This window comes from Pseudomonas sp. BN414, assembly GCF_029871275.1.
Lineage (GTDB): Bacteria > Pseudomonadota > Gammaproteobacteria > Pseudomonadales > Pseudomonadaceae > Metapseudomonas > Metapseudomonas resinovorans_C.
Genome location: NZ_SSOL01000066.1, coordinates 265664 through 281626 on the forward strand (window position 1 = coordinate 265664; position 15963 = coordinate 281626).

Annotated in this window: 12 protein-coding genes; 4 read left to right on the plus strand and 8 right to left on the minus strand. The window is 60.9% G+C overall.

Going from position 1 to position 15963, the window contains the following annotated elements; genetic code table 11:
- Positions 1-1497 (plus strand): TolC family protein, encoded by a 1497-nt coding sequence (locus E8E95_RS15535; protein WP_280351605.1) that lies wholly within the window; start codon positions 1-3, stop codon positions 1495-1497.
- Positions 1498-1644: 147 nt separating this feature from the next.
- On the opposite strand, the gene E8E95_RS15540 is transcribed toward E8E95_RS15535, so the two are convergent.
- Positions 1645-2532, minus strand: a complete 888-nt coding sequence (locus tag E8E95_RS15540) for a neutral zinc metallopeptidase (RefSeq protein ID WP_280351607.1) — start codon at positions 2530-2532, stop codon at positions 1645-1647.
- A 148-nt stretch (positions 2533-2680) separates the two neighbouring features.
- Here E8E95_RS15540 and E8E95_RS15545 point away from each other — a divergent pair, with 148 nt between their 5' ends.
- Positions 2681-3985, plus strand: coding sequence for an ATP-binding protein (locus tag E8E95_RS15545; protein WP_280351609.1), 1305 nt, complete (start codon positions 2681-2683; stop codon positions 3983-3985).
- Positions 3986-3989: 4 nt separating this feature from the next.
- A complete protein-coding gene (locus E8E95_RS15550) occupies positions 3990-4904 on the plus strand; it encodes a response regulator (RefSeq protein WP_280351611.1) in 915 nt (304 codons plus the stop codon).
- Positions 4905-4925: 21 nt separating this feature from the next.
- On the opposite strand, the gene E8E95_RS15555 is transcribed toward E8E95_RS15550, so the two are convergent.
- The 7 genes from E8E95_RS15555 to E8E95_RS15585 all read right to left on the minus strand — a co-directional run bounded on the left by E8E95_RS15555 (position 4926) and on the right by E8E95_RS15585 (position 14484).
- A complete protein-coding gene (locus tag E8E95_RS15555; protein WP_280351613.1) occupies positions 4926-5966 on the minus strand; it encodes a GlxA family transcriptional regulator in 1041 nt (346 codons plus the stop codon).
- Positions 5967-6122: 156 nt separating this feature from the next.
- Complete coding sequence (gabP, locus tag E8E95_RS15560) at positions 6123-7532, minus strand: GABA permease (RefSeq protein WP_280351752.1); 1410 nt, start codon at positions 7530-7532, stop codon at positions 6123-6125.
- 388 nt (positions 7533-7920) lie between these two features.
- A complete protein-coding gene (locus tag E8E95_RS15565) occupies positions 7921-9414 on the minus strand; it encodes an aldehyde dehydrogenase (protein ID WP_280351616.1) in 1494 nt (497 codons plus the stop codon).
- Entirely contained in the window at positions 9407-10318 is a 912-nt protein-coding gene (locus tag E8E95_RS15570) for a dihydrodipicolinate synthase family protein (protein WP_280351618.1), read from the minus strand. The genes E8E95_RS15565 and E8E95_RS15570 overlap by 8 nt, the downstream gene beginning before the upstream one ends.
- Before the next feature lie 74 nt (positions 10319-10392).
- Positions 10393-11721 (minus strand): MFS transporter, encoded by a 1329-nt coding sequence (locus E8E95_RS15575; protein WP_280351620.1) that lies wholly within the window; start codon positions 11719-11721, stop codon positions 10393-10395.
- A gap of 176 nt (positions 11722-11897) precedes the next feature.
- On the minus strand, positions 11898-13217 hold the full coding sequence (locus E8E95_RS15580) for an FAD-binding oxidoreductase (protein ID WP_280351622.1): 1320 nt from the start codon (positions 13215-13217) through the stop codon (positions 11898-11900).
- Positions 13218-13533: 316 nt separating this feature from the next.
- Positions 13534-14484 carry a LysR family transcriptional regulator gene (locus E8E95_RS15585; RefSeq protein WP_280351624.1) on the minus strand — a complete coding sequence of 317 codons (951 nt, stop codon included), beginning with the start codon at positions 14482-14484 and terminating at the stop codon, positions 13534-13536.
- A 245-nt stretch (positions 14485-14729) separates the two neighbouring features.
- Here E8E95_RS15585 and E8E95_RS15590 point away from each other — a divergent pair, with 245 nt between their 5' ends.
- A complete protein-coding gene (locus E8E95_RS15590; RefSeq protein ID WP_280351626.1) occupies positions 14730-15941 on the plus strand; it encodes an aromatic ring-hydroxylating dioxygenase subunit alpha in 1212 nt (403 codons plus the stop codon).
- Positions 15942-15963 lie beyond the last annotated feature (22 nt).

A 15963-nucleotide genomic window follows, 5' to 3' on the forward strand; every position in this document is an offset into this window, starting at 1 on the left:
ATGAGCAAAGCAGCGAAGTTTTTCAGCGTAAGTGTGCTGGCGCTGGCGGTCACGGGTTGCGCGGTGACCAGCCAGCCCATCGACCGTAGCGTCAGCGAGCAGCGTGCGCGCCAGGACCTGGCGACCATGTTCAAGGACCAGGAGCCCCTCAGCGGACCCCTGACCCTGCACGAGGCCATGGCCCGCGCAGTGAAGTACAACCTCGAGGCACGCCTGAAGGTGATGGAAGAAGCCCTGGCCAAGCGCCAGGTGGATCTGGCCAGCTTCGACATGCTGCCGCGCATGGCCATGGAAGCGGGCTACGCCGGGCGCAGCAACGTCAGCGCCTCCAGCAGCCAGAGCGTGCTGACCGACACCCAGTCGCTGGAACCGTCCACCTCCCAGGATCGCGACCGTGGTGTCGCCGACCTGACCATGGTGTGGAACGTGCTCGACTTCGGCGTCAGCTACGTCAGCGCCAAGCAACAGGCCGACCAGCGCCTGATCGTCCAGGAGCGCCGCCGCAAGGTTGTTCACACCATCATCCAGGACGTGCGCTCGGCCTACTGGCGCGCCGTGGCGGCCGACCGTCTGCTGAAGCAGATCGACAGCCTGATGGCGCGCGTCGACGAAGCTCGCACCAGCAGCCAGCGCATGAGCTCGGAGCGCATCGGCGACCCGGTACAAGCCATGAGCTACCAGCGCGCGCTGATCGAGGCTACCCGCCAGCTGGAAGAGCAGCGTCGCGCCTTGTCCCTGGCCAAGACCGAACTGGCCGCGCTGATCAACCTGCCGCTGAACACCGACTTCACCCTGGCCGCCACCGACGACTACCAGGTGCCGGAACTCAAGGTGGACATGAACCGCCTGGAAGAAGAAGCCCTGGCCAGCCGTCCGGAACTGCGCGAGCAGGACTACCAGGCGCGCATCAGCGCTGCCGAAACCCGCAAGGCCATGCTGCGCCTGCTGCCGGGCCTGGAGTTCTCCGCTGGCGGCCATTACGACAGCAACTCCTTCCTGGTCAACCAGAGCTGGGCCGACTACGGCGTGAAGGTTACCTGGAACCTGTTCAACGTCCTCTCCGGCCCGGCCGCCATCGACGTCGCCAAGGCCGGCGAGTCCGTCGCCGCTGCCCGTCGCCAGGCGATGTCCATGGCTGTGCTGGCGCAGCTCTATGTGGCCAACGCCAACTTCCACGAGGCCCAGCGCCAGTTCAAGACCAGCGAAGAGCTGGCCGACCTCGACGGACAGATCGCCGAACAGCTGCGCAATCGCTACAAGACCCAGAGCATCGGCGAGCTGGACCTGATCCAGGGGGAACTGAACACCCTCCAGGCGCAGCTCAAGCGTGATCTGTCCTACGCGGAACTGCGTAACGCCTATGCCCAACTGTTCGTCAGCGCCGGTGTCGACCCACTGCCCGAATCACTGCCGGACGACAAGCTCGCCACCATCGCCAATGCGCTGGAAAGCGGCGAGTCGCGCTGGGAGAGCGGGGACATCAGCACAGCCAAGTAGGTCAGAGCGAAGCCCAGCAATGGTGCAGGCCCTGTTGGGCTTCGCGGCACTCGACGATGAGCCGCCCGTGCCTGACCTGCAGGCTGCACCTGCCTGGCGCCCGTGGGCGAACCCATTCGATGCGACGCGGCCCCGCCATTCAGACCACTACTGCGCAATCCCCGTAAACAACTGCAAGCATCGTTGCGGGTCGCCGGTTTCGATGCCGGTATGCAGCCACTTCTGGCGTTGCTCGAAGCTGCCGTGGGTGAGTGGGTCACGCATGGGGGCTTTGCCCGGGATGGCGGCTTGTTCCTTTCCATAGGCCATGACCGCCTGCAGCATCTTGTCCACCTCTTCGGGTTTCACCCAGGCGTACTTCTTCTGGGCGTAGCTGACCCAGCTGCCAGCCAGGCAGTCGGCCAGTAGCTCCTGGGTGACCACCAGGCCTTCCGGTCCGGAGAGTTCGACGCCGCCTTCCTTCATATCCTTGATCCAGCTGTTGACGCCCACGAGGTTCTGCATGTGGTGGGCCACCTCGTGCGCGACGACGTAGCTGCGCGCGAAGTCGCCGACGTCAGGCGACTTTTTCTGCACGCCGTCGAGGAAGTCCAGGTCCAGATAAAGGGTCTTGCTGCCGGGGCAATAGAAGGGGCCGCTGGCGGTGCCGACGTCTTTGCAGGGGTACTCGACCTTGCCCCGGTAGGTGACCAGCTTGGCCTTCTTGTAGGAGTAGTCGCCACGGGCGAGGAACTCGCCCCAGATGTCTTCGATGCTCTCCATCATCAGCTCGACCATTTCCTGCGATTCGGCTGGTGCCTGGACAGGGGCGGGAACCGGCGCGGCGGCAACGGGTGCGGAGGGGGCTTCGATGCCATTGCTCTCCGGGAATACCGGTGGGGGCGGCTTCAGGCGTTCGAACAGCTGCGCGGGGCCGAACGCCAGGTAAAGTGCTACGCAGACCAGCGATACCGCCATGAGCAGCCAGGCAAGGATTCGCAGCAGGCGGAGCAGCAGACCTTTGCGGGGGCTCGGAGCGGCAGCTTTTTCGGGCATGGTGATGGTTCCTGTTGGCGTCGAGCTTCAGTGTTGTCGCTACTTCGCTTCCTTGCCATTTGTTTCTTGCATGAGACGCCTGTCACATGATGGCAACCTGATGCTGCTTGAATGCGCTGCACCTCAAATGTCGTCCGGAGTACCGCTAATGGCAGCCGCAAGCAGTCTGGCTCGCCTGCTCAAGACCGTGGAGCCGCTGGCCCCGGAGATGAGCATCAGTGATGTGGCTGATCGCCTGCTGACGCCCGAGCACAAGGCCTTCCTGTCCCTACCGGTGGTGGACGCGCAGGGCAAGCCGCTGGGGCTGGTCAGCCGCTACACCTTGCAGGACATCTTCATGCAGCGCTTCGGCCGCGACCTCTGGGGTCGGCGTCCGGTGGGCGACGTGATGAATCCGGTGCCGCTGACCGTGGCCCTCGCCTCTGGCCTGGAAACGGCGGCCAAGCAGGTCACCGCGCAATTGCAGTACCCCATTACCGAAGATTTCATCCTGGTGGACGACCAGGGACACTACCTCGGACTGGGTACGGTGCTTGATTTGCTGAAAGCCATGGAGCTGCGCGTTGCCCAGCGCAACCGGGTACTGCGCCAGGCACTGGTGGACCTGAAGGAGTCCCAGGCGCAACTGGTGCAGTCGGAGAAGATGGCATCCCTCGGCCAGATGGTGGCGGGCGTCGCCCATGAGCTGAACACGCCGCTGGGGTATGTGAAGAACAACGTTCAACTGATGGAAGAGCTGACCACGCCGTTGTTCGCCCTGGCCGCAAGCCAGGCTGCCTTGGCCGCTTGCCTGGAAGACCCGAACTGTGACGAACAGCGGCTCACCGTTGCGCTGCAACGAGCCGCCGCCAGCCGCGAAGCGGCCGCTCCCGAGCTGCTGGCGGACGACTTGCGGCAGCTGTTCGGCGACACGCTCTACGGCCTCGGCCAGATCACCGAGCTGGTGTCCGGACTCAAGGATTTCGCCCGTCTTGATCGTGCCATGAGCGAGGAAGTGGACCTCAACGACTGCATCCGCAGCGCCTTGCTCATCGCCCGCAACCACATCAAGGACAAGGCAGAGGTTTTCCAACTGCTGGGTGAGCTCCCGCGTATCGCTTGTGCTCCGTCGCAGATCAACCAGGTGCTGTTGAACCTGTTCACCAACGCTGCCCAGGCCATGGATGCACCGGGACGCATCCAGGTGAAGAGCTGGGCCGACGACGGCAATGTCTGCATCTCCGTGCAGGACAGCGGCCGGGGCATGCCGCCGGAAGTCATGCAACGCATCTTCGACCCGTTCTACACCACCAAGCCGGTGGGGCAGGGGACGGGATTGGGGTTGTCCATCAGCTACAAAATCATTCGCGACCACGGCGGTAGCATCCGCGTGGCGTCGGAGCCGGGGCGCGGAACGCGCTTTCTCATCAGCCTGCCGCGCAGTCAGGCGGTCGAACTGAAACGGAGTGCCTGAGCCCATGACCTCACCTGTCCGCATCCTCTTCGTCGATGACGAGGAGCGCATCCTGCGTAGCCTGGCGCTGCAGTTCCGTCGCCAGTACGAGGTGATCACCGAGAGCGATCCGCTGCGGGCGCTGGAGCGCCTGAAGGAAGAGTCGGTGCAGATCATCGTCAGCGACCAGCGCATGCCACGCATGAGCGGCGCGGAGCTGCTGGCCCGCTCGCGAGAAGTCGCCCCGGAGTGCCTGCGCATCCTGCTCACCGGTTATTCGGATCTGGACGCTGCGGTGGAGGCCCTGAACAACGGCGGCATCTTCCGCTACCTGACCAAGCCCTGGGACCCGCAGGAAATGGCCTTCACCTTGCGCCAGGCAGCGGAAATAGCCGAGCGCCAGGCCAGTGCGCCGGTCACCGCCGCCACCAGCGACCTGGCGGCACCGCTGAACCTGCTGCTGCTCGACGACGACTCGGAAACGCTGCATTGCGTCGAAGCCTTCTGCCAGGCCGGCGGCCATCGCCTGATACGCGCCCACAACCTGAGCGAAGCGCTGGTGATACTGAACCTGGAACCCGTGGACCTGCTCGTCAGCGACCTCAAGCTCGGCGACGAGGACATGGCGCCGCTGCTGAAATCCCTGGCCCAGGCCCATCCGCGCCTGCTCAGCCTGGTGGTGACACCATTCCGCGATACCCAGGCCCTGCTGAAACTGATCAACGAAGCGCAGATCTTCCGTTACCTGCCCAAACCGATCCGTCGGGGGCTGTTCGAGAAGGGCCTGAAGGCTGCAGCCGAACAGGCTTTTCTCTGGCGTTCCCAACCCCTCGACCTGGTCCCGCGTGTGGCCGAGGTGCCGAAGGAGGCCGGCGAGAACCAGCGTGTCGGCAGCATCCTCGGCATGCTGGCCAGGTTGCGGGAGCGGGTGATCGCCTGACCTGGCAAGCCCTCGCGCCTGCTATTTCGTGGATTTCACATAGCCGTGTCGAACTTCCCTGGACGGGGAGTAACCATAAAACGCGGCGTAGCACTTGCTGAAATGACTGGCAGAGGCGAAGCCGCAGGCAACGCTGACCTCGGCAATGGGAAGGTCTGAGTACTGGAGCAGTCGGCGGCTTTCGGTAATACGCAACTCCAGATAGAAGCGAACCGGAGTGGTTCCGAGTTGCTGCTGGAAGAGTCGCTCCATTTGCCGCTTGGAGCGGCCGACGTATCGCGCAAGCTGGTCCTGGGTAAGAGGCTCCTCGATGTTCGCGCTCATCAGGGTAATCGCGTCTCGGACCGGTTCGCTCATCTTCTCGTGCAGAGACGGATGGACGCGTCGATAGCGTGATTCTTCGAATGCCAGGATATCGACAATGGCGTCGACCAGCCCGCGGCCATGCAAGAGGTCGATCCATTTCAAAACCATGTGGAAGGCGCCCATCGGACTCGCGGCAGTCAGCCGGTCGCGATCGACGACAAAGCTCTCGCATGTCACCTGGCTGCTCCTGGCCAGTTCAGCGAGAGCGGCCCGATTTTCTGGATGCACCGCACACTTGTAGCCATCGAGCAACCCGGCCTGTCCCAGGAACCATGCGCCATTCCAGAGGCCGGCGAGGGCGACGCCCCGGTCCTTTGCCACGTGCAGCACGTGTGTCAGCTGCGGCGAAGCACATAGCGTTGTCCGAAGCCCGCCACACACAACAAGCAGATCGAGTTCGTGCAAGAGCTCGCCGTGGAGTGGCGAACTCGGCGAAATCACCAGATCGAGGTCGCTGGCTACTGACGTGCCATCCAGCGTGAAGGTTTTGGTGGAGAACGCACCTGCGCGGATCAGGTTGGCGGTCACCAGGGTATCGAGCGCTTGCGTGAAGGCCGGGAGAGAAAAATGCTCGAGCAGGACGAAGCCCACTCGAGCCTGAGGTAACTGCTCATCCTTGTGTTCACCCACAAACCGGAGGTTTCGTCCCTGCAAACCGTCGCTGAAAAACCTCCGCTCTCTCAATCTCTTCCTCATTCAATTTCAACTGGTTCGATACCTCGGCATCTGGCCTGACCCGGATCGTCATGCCAGGCACAAGCCAGGAAGCAGGAAACGCCCAGGCGTCATCGCCCGGGCGCTTCGAGTCCGACCCGTGGTGGAAATACCCCGGGTGATGTGTAGTCGTTCAGATCAGGCGGTTTTTCCTACGGCGCCGACACGCTCGGGTTGATGGTCCTGTCGTTTCGTGGTGATGCCGATCAGCATGATCATGACCGCCAACCCCAGGGTCGAAGTCACCTCGAGCCGGTGCTGAGGCATGACGAACATCACGCCCAGGGCGAAGACGATGAAGGCGATGACCGCCCAGGTCAGCCAGGGGAACAGCCACATCTTGAAGGCGATTTCTGCGTTCTGTTTCTGCAGCATCGAACGCATGCGCAGTTGGGAAAACGCGATGACCAGATAGACCAGCAGGGCAATGGAACCGGAGCTGGCCAGCAGGAACGCAAATACTTGAGCGGGTGCGAAGAAGTTCAAGGCGGTCGTCAGCATACCGATGAGGGTGCTGGCGATGACAGCGGCACGGGGTACGCCCGCTGCGGAAGTCCGCTGGATGAAAGCGGGCGCATCGGAGCGCTTGCCGAGCGAGAAGATCATGCGCGAGGAAATGTAGATCGACGAGTTCAGGCAACTGGCGACTGCCACCAGTACCACCATGTCGACCAGGAACTTGGCGTAGGGGATGTTCATAATTTCCAGTGCGCGCTGGTAGGAACCCTGGACCGGCAGCAGCGGGTCATTCCACGGCACGACGGAGATGATGACGAAGATCGACAGGAGATAGAAAACACTGATCCGCCAGATCACGGAGCGGGTAGCCTTTGCGATGTTCCTGGCAGGGTCGCTCGATTCGGAAGCCGCAATGGTCACTGCCTCGGTACCCATGTAGCTGAACATCGTCGTCAGCAGGGCACCGATGATTGCGGTCCAGCCATTGGGCATGAACCCACCGTGCTCCAGCGTCAGGCGCTGCAGGCCGCTTACCTCACGATCAGGCAGGATTCCGAGAAGAGCACTGGCACCCAGCGCGATGAAGGCCACGATCGCGATGATCTTGAGCATCGCGAACCAGAACTCGAACTCGCCGTACTTCGCCACGCTGAAGAGGTTTGTGGCGGTCAGCAGCACGGTCACCGCAAGTGCGAAGAACCAGGTCTCGACCTGGGGAAACCAGTTGTTCAGCACAACGCCTGCGGCGATCGCTTCAATGGGAATGACCAGCACCCAGAACCACCAGTACAGCCAGCCGATGGTGAAGCCGGCCCATCGGCCGATGGCCCGGTCGGCATAGGTGGAGAACGAGCCCGTATCGGGGCTGGCTACCGCCATTTCTCCCAGCATCCGCATGACCAGCACGACAAGGGTCCCGGCCAATGCATAGGCCACGATTGCGGCAGGGCCGGCAGATGCGATGGCATGTCCGGAGCCAACGAACAATCCCGCGCCGATGATGCCGGCGATTGAGAGCATGGTTATGTGGCGAGGCTTGAAGCCTTGCGCCAGCTCGCTGCTTGCGCTTTCCGCTCGGGTGATAGTCATTCTGATCTCTTCTCTTGGACTTGTTATGGAGACGCGAGGCTGCCACCAGATCGCTGGTAACTCATTCGCCGCTCGACTCGGCGGCGCACCAGCGCTGACACTCATTTCTGGCAAGCATCACGCGAGGCCAACATAGTCCACGTGGCGCGGAGATCGGTTGGTCCTACTCGCCACCGCGTTGAGGAAAAGCGACATCGATTTGTGCGCGCGCGGCATCTCACTTTCCGAGCGGGACATGCCAAATGGGAATTGGGGACGGGCATCCGTACTTCGCGGATGCCGAGTGCGGCAGCATTGGCGGAGCGGCTGCTTGGGCGCGGTCATGCAAAACTCCCCGACTCGACCACCGCGCAGAAGGCGGTGGCGAATCGGGTCAATCGACGCGTCGTTATTCAGCCGCGTTGATCCAGATCGTTTTCAGTTCGGTGTATTGATCATGGGCCCAGATCGACTTGTCGCGACCGCCGAAGCCAGACTCCTTGTAGCCGCCGAAGGGGGTCGAGGCATCGCCTTCACCGAAGCAGTTGACGGTGACCACGCCGGCACGGATCTCCCGCGACAGGCGCAGGGCATTGCGCAGGCTGCCGGTGTAGGCCGAAGCGGCCAGGCCGTAGACGGTATCGTTGGCCAGCTCGATCGCCTCATCGATGGTCGAGAAGCTGGTGACGCTCAGTACCGGGCCGAAGATCTCCTCGACGAACAGGCGGCTGTCGCGAGACACGCCGTCGATGATGGTCGGCTGCACGAACACGCCCGAATCAGTTTCGCCACCCTGCACCACATTGAGTTTCTGCTCGGTGGCGTATGTCAGGTAGGAACGAACCTTCTCGAAGTGCGACTTGCTGACCATGGCGCCCAGGCGATTGTCCGGGTCCAGCGGGTCGCCGAGTTTCCAGTCCTTGAGGTGCTTGACGATCAGCGACAGCAGCTCGTTCTTGACGTCCTTATGAACGATCAGACGCGAGGACGCCGAGCAGTTCTCGCCCATGTTCCAGAACGCACCAGCGGTCACGAACTGGGCGACTTCGTCCAGGTTCTCGCAGTCGTTCATGACCACCGCCGGATTCTTGCCACCGAGTTCCAGCACGATGCGCTTGAGGTTGGACTCGGCCGCGTACTTCAGGAACAGGCGGCCGGTTTCGGTGGAGCCGGTGAAGCTGACCATGGGGATGTCCATGTGGCGGCCAATGGCCTCGCCCACTTCACGCCCACCACCCGGGACGAGGTTGAACACACCCGCAGGAATGCCCGCCTCATAGGCCAGCTCCGCTACACGCAGGGCGCTCAGGGTGGTTTCCTTGGCCGGCTTGACGACGATCGAGCAACCGGCTGCCAGCGACGGGGCGATCTTCCAGGCGAGCATCAGCAGCGGGAAGTTCCACGGCAGCACCAGGCCGACCACGCCGATTGCTTCGCGCACCACCATGGTCACGGCCGCATTGCCGGTCGGGGCGGTGCAGTCGTAGATCTTGTCGATCAGCTCGGCGTGCCAGCGGATGGTATGGATGGTTTCCGGCACGTCGACGTTCTGGCACTCGCTGACCGGCTTGCCGCTGTCCAGCGATTCGAGCACCGCCAGTTCATGGGCGTTGTCTTCCAGCAGTTGGGCGAATTTGAGCAGGATGTGCTTGCGCTCGCCGGGCTGCAGCTTCGACCAGCGGCCGTCCTCGAAAGCCTGCTTGGCGGCGGCCACGGCCACATCGACATCCTGCACGTCGCAAGCGGCGATCTCGGCCAGTACCTCGCCGGTGGCCGGGTTGGTGGTGACGAAGGTACGGCCTGACAGCGCCTTGCGGAATGCACCATCGATAAACGCCTGGGTACGGAATTCCACATTGGCGGCGATTTCCGCGTACTGGGCCTTACTCAGCAATTCAGCCATTGTTGGAACCCTCGGTGATTTTCGCGATGTTGCGCTTGAGAACGCTGAGGACCTCCTGCAGGCCCTGTTTCTCTTCGCTTTCGAGCGGCTGCATGGGCGCGCGCACGCCACCCGCGCGCAGGCCGATCAGCTCGCAGCCGTGCTTGATGGATTGCACGAACTTGCCGCTTTCGAGGAAGTCCATCAGCGGCATCAGTTCGGCCATGATGCGACGGCCCTTGTCGAAGTCCTTCTCGATCACGCAGGCCTCGTACAGGGCTACGTGTTCGCGGGGAATGAAGTTGGAGCCGGCGCAGACCCAGCTGCGTGCGCCCCAGGCGAAGAATTCCAGCGCCAGGTCATCCCAGCCACAGGACAGGGCGATGTCGGGGTGCTGCACGGCCAGGCGATGCAGGCGGGCGGTGTCCCCCGAGCTTTCCTTGATGGCTTTGATGTTCTTGCAGCCAGCCACCTCGGCGAAGAACTCGTCACCCATGCCGACGCCCATGCGGGCGGGGTAGTTGTAGAGCATGATCGGCAGGCCCGCGGCGCGGTCCACGGCCAGCACGTGAGTCGCGATTTCCTTCTGGGTCGGCAGGGCGTAGGGCGGCGAACCCACCAGGATGGCGTCGGCCTTGATGGCCTTGGCGTGTTCGGCATAGGCGACCGATTCCTCGGTGCGGACGGCGCCGGTGCCTACCACCAGCGGCAGACGGCCGTTGATGACATCCTTGGCCTGCGCGGCGAGGTCGAAACGCTCCTGGGCGGTGTGGGCGTAGTACTCACCCGTGGAACCGCCGATGACGATGCCGTGAACCTTCGATTCGATCAGGTGTTCCAGTACCGCAGCGAAGGCTGACTTATCGATGGCTCCGTCCGCCGTAAGGGGGGTGATTGCCGGGGTGAAGATACCGTCAAAGTTCACGATGCATTCTCCAGGGTGTTGAATGTTGAATGTTCACCGAGTCCCGGTTCATTCCAGGGATCGGCGCATTGTTTTCACGTTAGCGAGGCCGCCTGCTGCAGGTTGAGCGAGCGGGTTTCCGGGGCAAGGGCCAGTGCGAACAGCAGTCCGACCAGCGTTACAAGTGCGGCGGCATACATGGTCGAGGCGATGCCGAAGGTCTGCAGGGAGATCGGCACGAGGTAGGTGCCTACCGCAGCGCCAATGCGCGACAGTGAGGTCCCGATGCCGACGGCGAAGGTCCGAATCTCGGTGGGGAAGAGTTCGTTCGGATAGACCAGGGTCAGGACCTGCGCACCGCCGATGAACAGGGCGTACGTACCGAACAGGAACAGAATCAGCAGCTGCGAACTGGAGTGGTAGATGCCCAATCCAAGCAGTGCGAGGCCGGACCACAGGAAGCTGTAGATCAGCATGCTGCGGCGTCCGATGGTGTTGATCAGGCGGGTCGCGATGATGCAGCCCAGTACGAAAAGAAGGGTAATCGCCACTGAGCCAAAGGAAGCCCAGTCACCTTTGAGGTTAAGCGCCTGCAGGACCGTAGTGGCGAAGGCGTAGACCGCAAAGACCGGGATGACCGAGCAGGTCCAGAAGGCGGTGACAAACAGCATGCGTTTGCCGTATCCGGAATGGAGCAGGTTCCAGAACGAGAGCTGCTTCCGTTCCTGCTGCTCGGGGAGATTCCGTAGAGAAAAGTCGGGCCCGTATACCTGCTTGATGACGCCCTCAGCCTCGGCGATGCGACCTTTGCTAAGTAGCCAGCGGGGTGACTCGGGGGTGCCGATTCGCAGCAGGAAGAGTAGGGCGCCAATCACCGCTGCGCTGGCCAGGACCAGGCGCCAGGCATCATCGCCACCGACGCGCAGGATGATTTCACCCACGACATAGGCAGCCGCTGCGCCGGCGAACCAGAGGATTGTCAGCGTCGCCAGCCGCGGGCCGCGATACTTTTTCGGCAGGAACTCGACCAGCAATGCCGTAGCGACCGGATACTCGATGCCTACGGCCACGCCTATGAGAAGGCGCAGGGCGAACAAGCCTTGGGCGGAGTCAACCCAGTACTGGGCGAGCGACGCGATCATGAACAAGGTCGGCCCGACGAAGAATGTTTTCTTGCGTCCGAATCGCTCGCTCAGCCAACCGCCGAAGAACCCACCAAAAAAAATGCCGATCAATGCCGAGGCGGCAATCAAACCTTGCCAGAAGCTGCTGAGGCTCATTGCCGAAGTGACTTGCACCATGACAACGCCGATGATGCTGAGCACATAGCCGTCAACAAACGACCCGCCGCCTGATCGAAGGGTCAACAGCTTATGAAAGCCGTTGATGGGGACGTCTTCGATAGACGTACTAGGAATTATCATTATTTTCTCCTGGCTTACATGGTTTTTGCGTAACTTCAGGCGGAGCTGATCCTCAAGGCTGATATCTGATTAGCTCCAGAGTTTGCCAAGTCGCCTGAATTGAAAGTGGCGTGCCATCGCGGGGCGGAATGCCAATTGATGATTGGGCCGGATCTGTCCGTTAAAACTATCGCTGCCTAGCTTTCTTTCCCGGCGCGATACTGTCCCCATTTGAGGTTCAGGTTTACGCCAACAGAAAGGAGAGGCTCCGGCGGGTTCATGTTTGGGCCGGGAGCGTTCAGCAAGAAGTCAATTAACTCGCTCTTTTTTCCGGCCAGCCAGTCAGCTAGCAATTTACCGGTGGCGGTCCCTCGGGTGACACCAAGACCGTTGCAGCAGAGGGCGCCATAAACATTGTTGGCTAACTGTCCGAAATACCCCATGTGATTTCTCGACAGAGCCAGTGCCCCGCCCCAGGTGTATTCGAAATCAACTCCGGGCAACATTGGGAATCGACTTTCGAATGACGCACGGTGTCGACTGATGAACCGGTCGATAAACTTTTTATTGCTACGCCCATCAGGGTTGAAGCTGAAACTGTTGCGAATCAGCAAGCGGTTATCCGGCGTACGCCGAACTGTCGTGCCGAACGGGTCGGCGGGGATGACCCCCCAGAACGGCTTTCCACCCAGTCGCGCCTGCTCGTCGGCGCTGAGCGGGCGAGTGATGCTGGCATAAGTGAAGATCGGCAGCATGCGGCCCTTGAGAAAGCCGAAGCTCATGCCGAAGGCGTTGTTGGTGAGGACGAGCTTATCGGCGGTGATGCTGCCACAGGCGTGAGTGAGGACGACTTTTTCGCCGTATTCGACCTCGGTAATGGGCGTGTTTTCGAAGAGGCTGACATTCCCCGGGAGGCTGTCGGCCAGCCCTTTCACCAGGGCAGAAGGTTGAATCAGTACCGTTCCCGGGGTGAACAGGGCTTTACGGTAGAAGTGTGTACCGATATGCGCTGGAAGTTCGTCGGCCTCGATCATTTCATAGGCCTGACCCAACTTGTCCAAGCCACGCCTGTAAGCATCCAGCACGGCAATGCCACGATCTTCGATGGCAGCCTGGTACTTGCCGCAGGCTTTCATCTGACAATCAATGTTGTGCTGCTCCACCAGGTCCTTGAGCAAGGATTGTCCGGTGAGATTCAGTTTCAAACTGATTTTGGCGGTGTCGATATCGCCGATGTAATCCTCGGCCCCTATATCGTGAGGGAGGTCTATGGCAAAACCGGCATTGCGGCCTGAGGTGCCGAATCCGACTTCCTGAGCTTCGACAAGAATGATTTCTTCATTGGGGAAGTTGAGCGCCAGTTGCCGGGCGGCGGCAAGCCCGGTGAATCCCGCTCCCACCACAACCCAGCGTGCGGAGCTCTTGCCGAAATGGCCAGGCCTTGGCTGACGAGGTTTACTGAGGTGGTACCAGCCACAGCTCTTGTCGTCGGCAGGCAAAGACGTGATTTTTGTCATTTCATAGACCTAACTTTCTTATTTCAGCTTGGTAAGCATCTCTTTCACGAGATGAGCACGCTGCCAACTTGGCATCGTTGAGTTCGGCGCCCGTTGGATGGGGTTGGAAAGAAGGTTAATGACAGGGTCAGGTCATCAACAAGCAACATTTAGGGGTGGCAATCGATGATCGGAGGTTATGGATTGTCGAAGGAAGATAGAAACGAAAAAACCCGCACTTGGCGGGTTCTTTGGTGAATATAAAACGTTAACTATGGCAGTGTTTCTTTGAATCTTTAATTGATAAATAGTGAGGGGAAACGATAACGCCAGGTCATCAGAGCTGTGCGATCAGCCAGTCACGCAGGCGGCAGCAGGCTTCGTCACTTTCCTTGTCTTCGTTAAAGGTCAGGTAATGCAGGGCGTCCTTTAGCACCAGCTCCTGCTCGACGGGCCGGACCAGCAACCCTTGATCAACCAGTTGACCTATCAGGTGGTTCCAGCCGAGCGCGACACCTTGATCATTCCGGACCATCTGTATGAGCAGGGTGTAGTCGTTGGCGTTGAAGAAGTGCGGGCCGTTGGATGGGCGTGCTTCGAGATCGATATCGTTGAGCGCCAGCCAGACCTTCCAATCGACATGTTCGGCGACCTGCGAGCGACCGTAGGGGCTGAGATTCAGCAGCACGGTATCGCGAAGCCCTTCCAGGGTGGATATCTCTGGGTGCTCCGCGAGGTACTTCGGCGTACAGACCGGGTAGATCACATCGTGCATCAGGGGATAGCTGCGATACCCCTCGCGGATCTTGGCCATTTTGGTGATGAAGATGTCCGGACGCACGCCGGGCTCCATCGATAGGAAGTTCTGCGTCGTAATCAGGTTGAGGTCAACGTCCGGGTTTGCGCTGAAAAAGCTTGGCAAGCGCGGAGCCAGCCAGTGCGCCGAGAACGCGGGTGAGCAGCAAAGGGTGAGCACACGTCTCGACGTGCTCTTGCTGCGGATACGCTCGGCGGCCTGGGAGATGTTGACGAAAGAAAGCTGCACTGCATCGAAGAAAATCGAGCCGGCTGCAGTGAGTTCCACGGCGCGGCCCTCGCGCTTGAACAACTCAGCGCCCAGATAGGTTTCCAGCTCGCGGATCTGCCTGCTGATCGCTGCCTGCGTCACGCACAAGGCTTCCGCCGCACGGGTGAAGTTCTGGTACTTGGCCGCCGCAACGAAGGATTTCACGGCGCGAAGTGATGGCATCTTGACCAGTGTCTGATCGGGTTCAGTGTGCTTAACCATAACTACAAGTAATCAAGATCCTGAATAAAAAGTCGGTTCTGCCGACTGGGGACCTCACCCTAGACTGCGACCTGCTGCAATCGCGGCGGGGCGGCTTTGCTGCTGGTTTGAGGTTATCCGAAAGGGCACTCATGCAGAAAGCCCTGACCTTGGAAAGTGCGAGCTGACGAGTCGATGACTCCATTTTTTCGCCGATTAAGCAAGCACCGACAACTTCATGCGCCTGTTCTGGAGTGCAAATAACAATGGATAAAAATACTGCTGTATTAGCCCTGATCCGCCAACGCAAAGAGCGTCATGCCCTGCCTCGAGCTGTCTACAGTGACGCTGAGGTTTATCGCCAGGATCTCGAGCATATCTGGCATAAGGAGTGGATCTTCGCCGGACATACCTTCGAACTGGAGAAGCCGGGCCAGTACCTCACCTTGCAGATCGGGGACTACCCGGTTGCCGTGGTGCGTGGCGGCGATGGCCAGGTGCGGGCGTTCCACAATGCATGCCGGCATCGGGGCTCCAAGGTGTGCACCGAGAACAGCGGCAAGGTCGCCAAGCTGGTTTGCCCCTACCACAAGTGGGTGTTCGATCTGGATGGAAAATTGCTCTTCGCTGGCAACATGGGGCCCGACTTCAACACGGCTGACTACGGCCTGAAGCCGGCGCACTGCGAAGTCGTGAACAGCTACATTTACGTCTGCGTAGCCGACAAGGCGCCGGATTTCGAGAAGTTCCGCAAGGCCGTCTCACCCTTCATCACTCCGCACAACCTGGACGATTGCAAGGTGGCGTTCGAGTCCAACCTGGTCGAGCGCGGCAACTGGAAGCTGGTGTTCGAGAACAACCGCGAGTGCTACCACTGCGATGGTACTCATCCCGAGTTGCTCAACTCCTATGTCGAGAACCTGTCGGTAGCGGGTGTAGGCGGGGAGGATGACCCGGAGTTGGTGGCGCACTGGAATCGTTGCGAGGCAGCGGGCCTGCCCAGTCGCCTGGTGATGGACGAGGCGGGGCAGTTCCGTATGACGCGCATTCCGCTCTCTGCCGGTGCCGTGAGTTACACCATGGATGGCAAGCCCGCAGTGGCCGGGCGCCTCGACCGCAGCGGCGAGGCCGATATCGGCGCGCTGCTGTATTTCAACTATCCCTCTACCTGGAATCACTTCCTGGGCGACCACGCCCTGAGTTTCCGTGTATTGCCGCAAGGCCCCAATGAAACCCTGGTGACGACCAAGTGGCTGGTGCCCAAGGACGCACAGGAGGGCCTGGATTACGACCTCGAAAGACTGACCCGCGTCTGGATCGCTACCAACGACCAGGATCGTCGTCTGGTGGAAGGGGCTCAGGCGGGCGTCAGCTCTCCTGCCTATGAGCCGGGGCCGTACTCAACGATTGCAGAGAACGGCGTCTGCCAGTTCGTGGACTGGTATTGCGAGACCATGACCAGCCGACTGGCCGACTGAGTCCTGTTCCGCTTCGAATTGG

Bases quoted from the DNA above. Each gene is read 5' to 3' on its own strand.
- E8E95_RS15535 (WP_280351605.1), top strand. From the start codon at position 1: ATGAGCAAAGCAGCGAAGTTTTTCAGCGTAAGTGTGCTGGCGCTGGCG.
- E8E95_RS15540 (WP_280351607.1), bottom strand. From the start codon at position 2,532: ATGCCCGAAAAAGCTGCCGCTCCGAGCCCCCGCAAAGGTCTGCTGCTC.
- E8E95_RS15545 (WP_280351609.1), top strand. From the start codon at position 2,681: ATGGCAGCCGCAAGCAGTCTGGCTCGCCTGCTCAAGACCGTGGAGCCG.
- E8E95_RS15550 (WP_280351611.1), top strand. From the start codon at position 3,990: ATGACCTCACCTGTCCGCATCCTCTTCGTCGATGACGAGGAGCGCATC.
- E8E95_RS15555 (WP_280351613.1), bottom strand. From the start codon at position 5,966: ATGAGGAAGAGATTGAGAGAGCGGAGGTTTTTCAGCGACGGTTTGCAG.
- gabP (WP_280351752.1), bottom strand. From the start codon at position 7,532: ATGACTATCACCCGAGCGGAAAGCGCAAGCAGCGAGCTGGCGCAAGGC.
- E8E95_RS15565 (WP_280351616.1), bottom strand. From the start codon at position 9,414: ATGGCTGAATTGCTGAGTAAGGCCCAGTACGCGGAAATCGCCGCCAAT.
- E8E95_RS15575 (WP_280351620.1), bottom strand. From the start codon at position 11,721: ATGATAATTCCTAGTACGTCTATCGAAGACGTCCCCATCAACGGCTTT.
- E8E95_RS15580 (WP_280351622.1), bottom strand. From the start codon at position 13,217: ATGACAAAAATCACGTCTTTGCCTGCCGACGACAAGAGCTGTGGCTGG.
- E8E95_RS15585 (WP_280351624.1), bottom strand. From the start codon at position 14,484: ATGGTTAAGCACACTGAACCCGATCAGACACTGGTCAAGATGCCATCA.
- E8E95_RS15590 (WP_280351626.1), top strand. From the start codon at position 14,730: ATGGATAAAAATACTGCTGTATTAGCCCTGATCCGCCAACGCAAAGAG.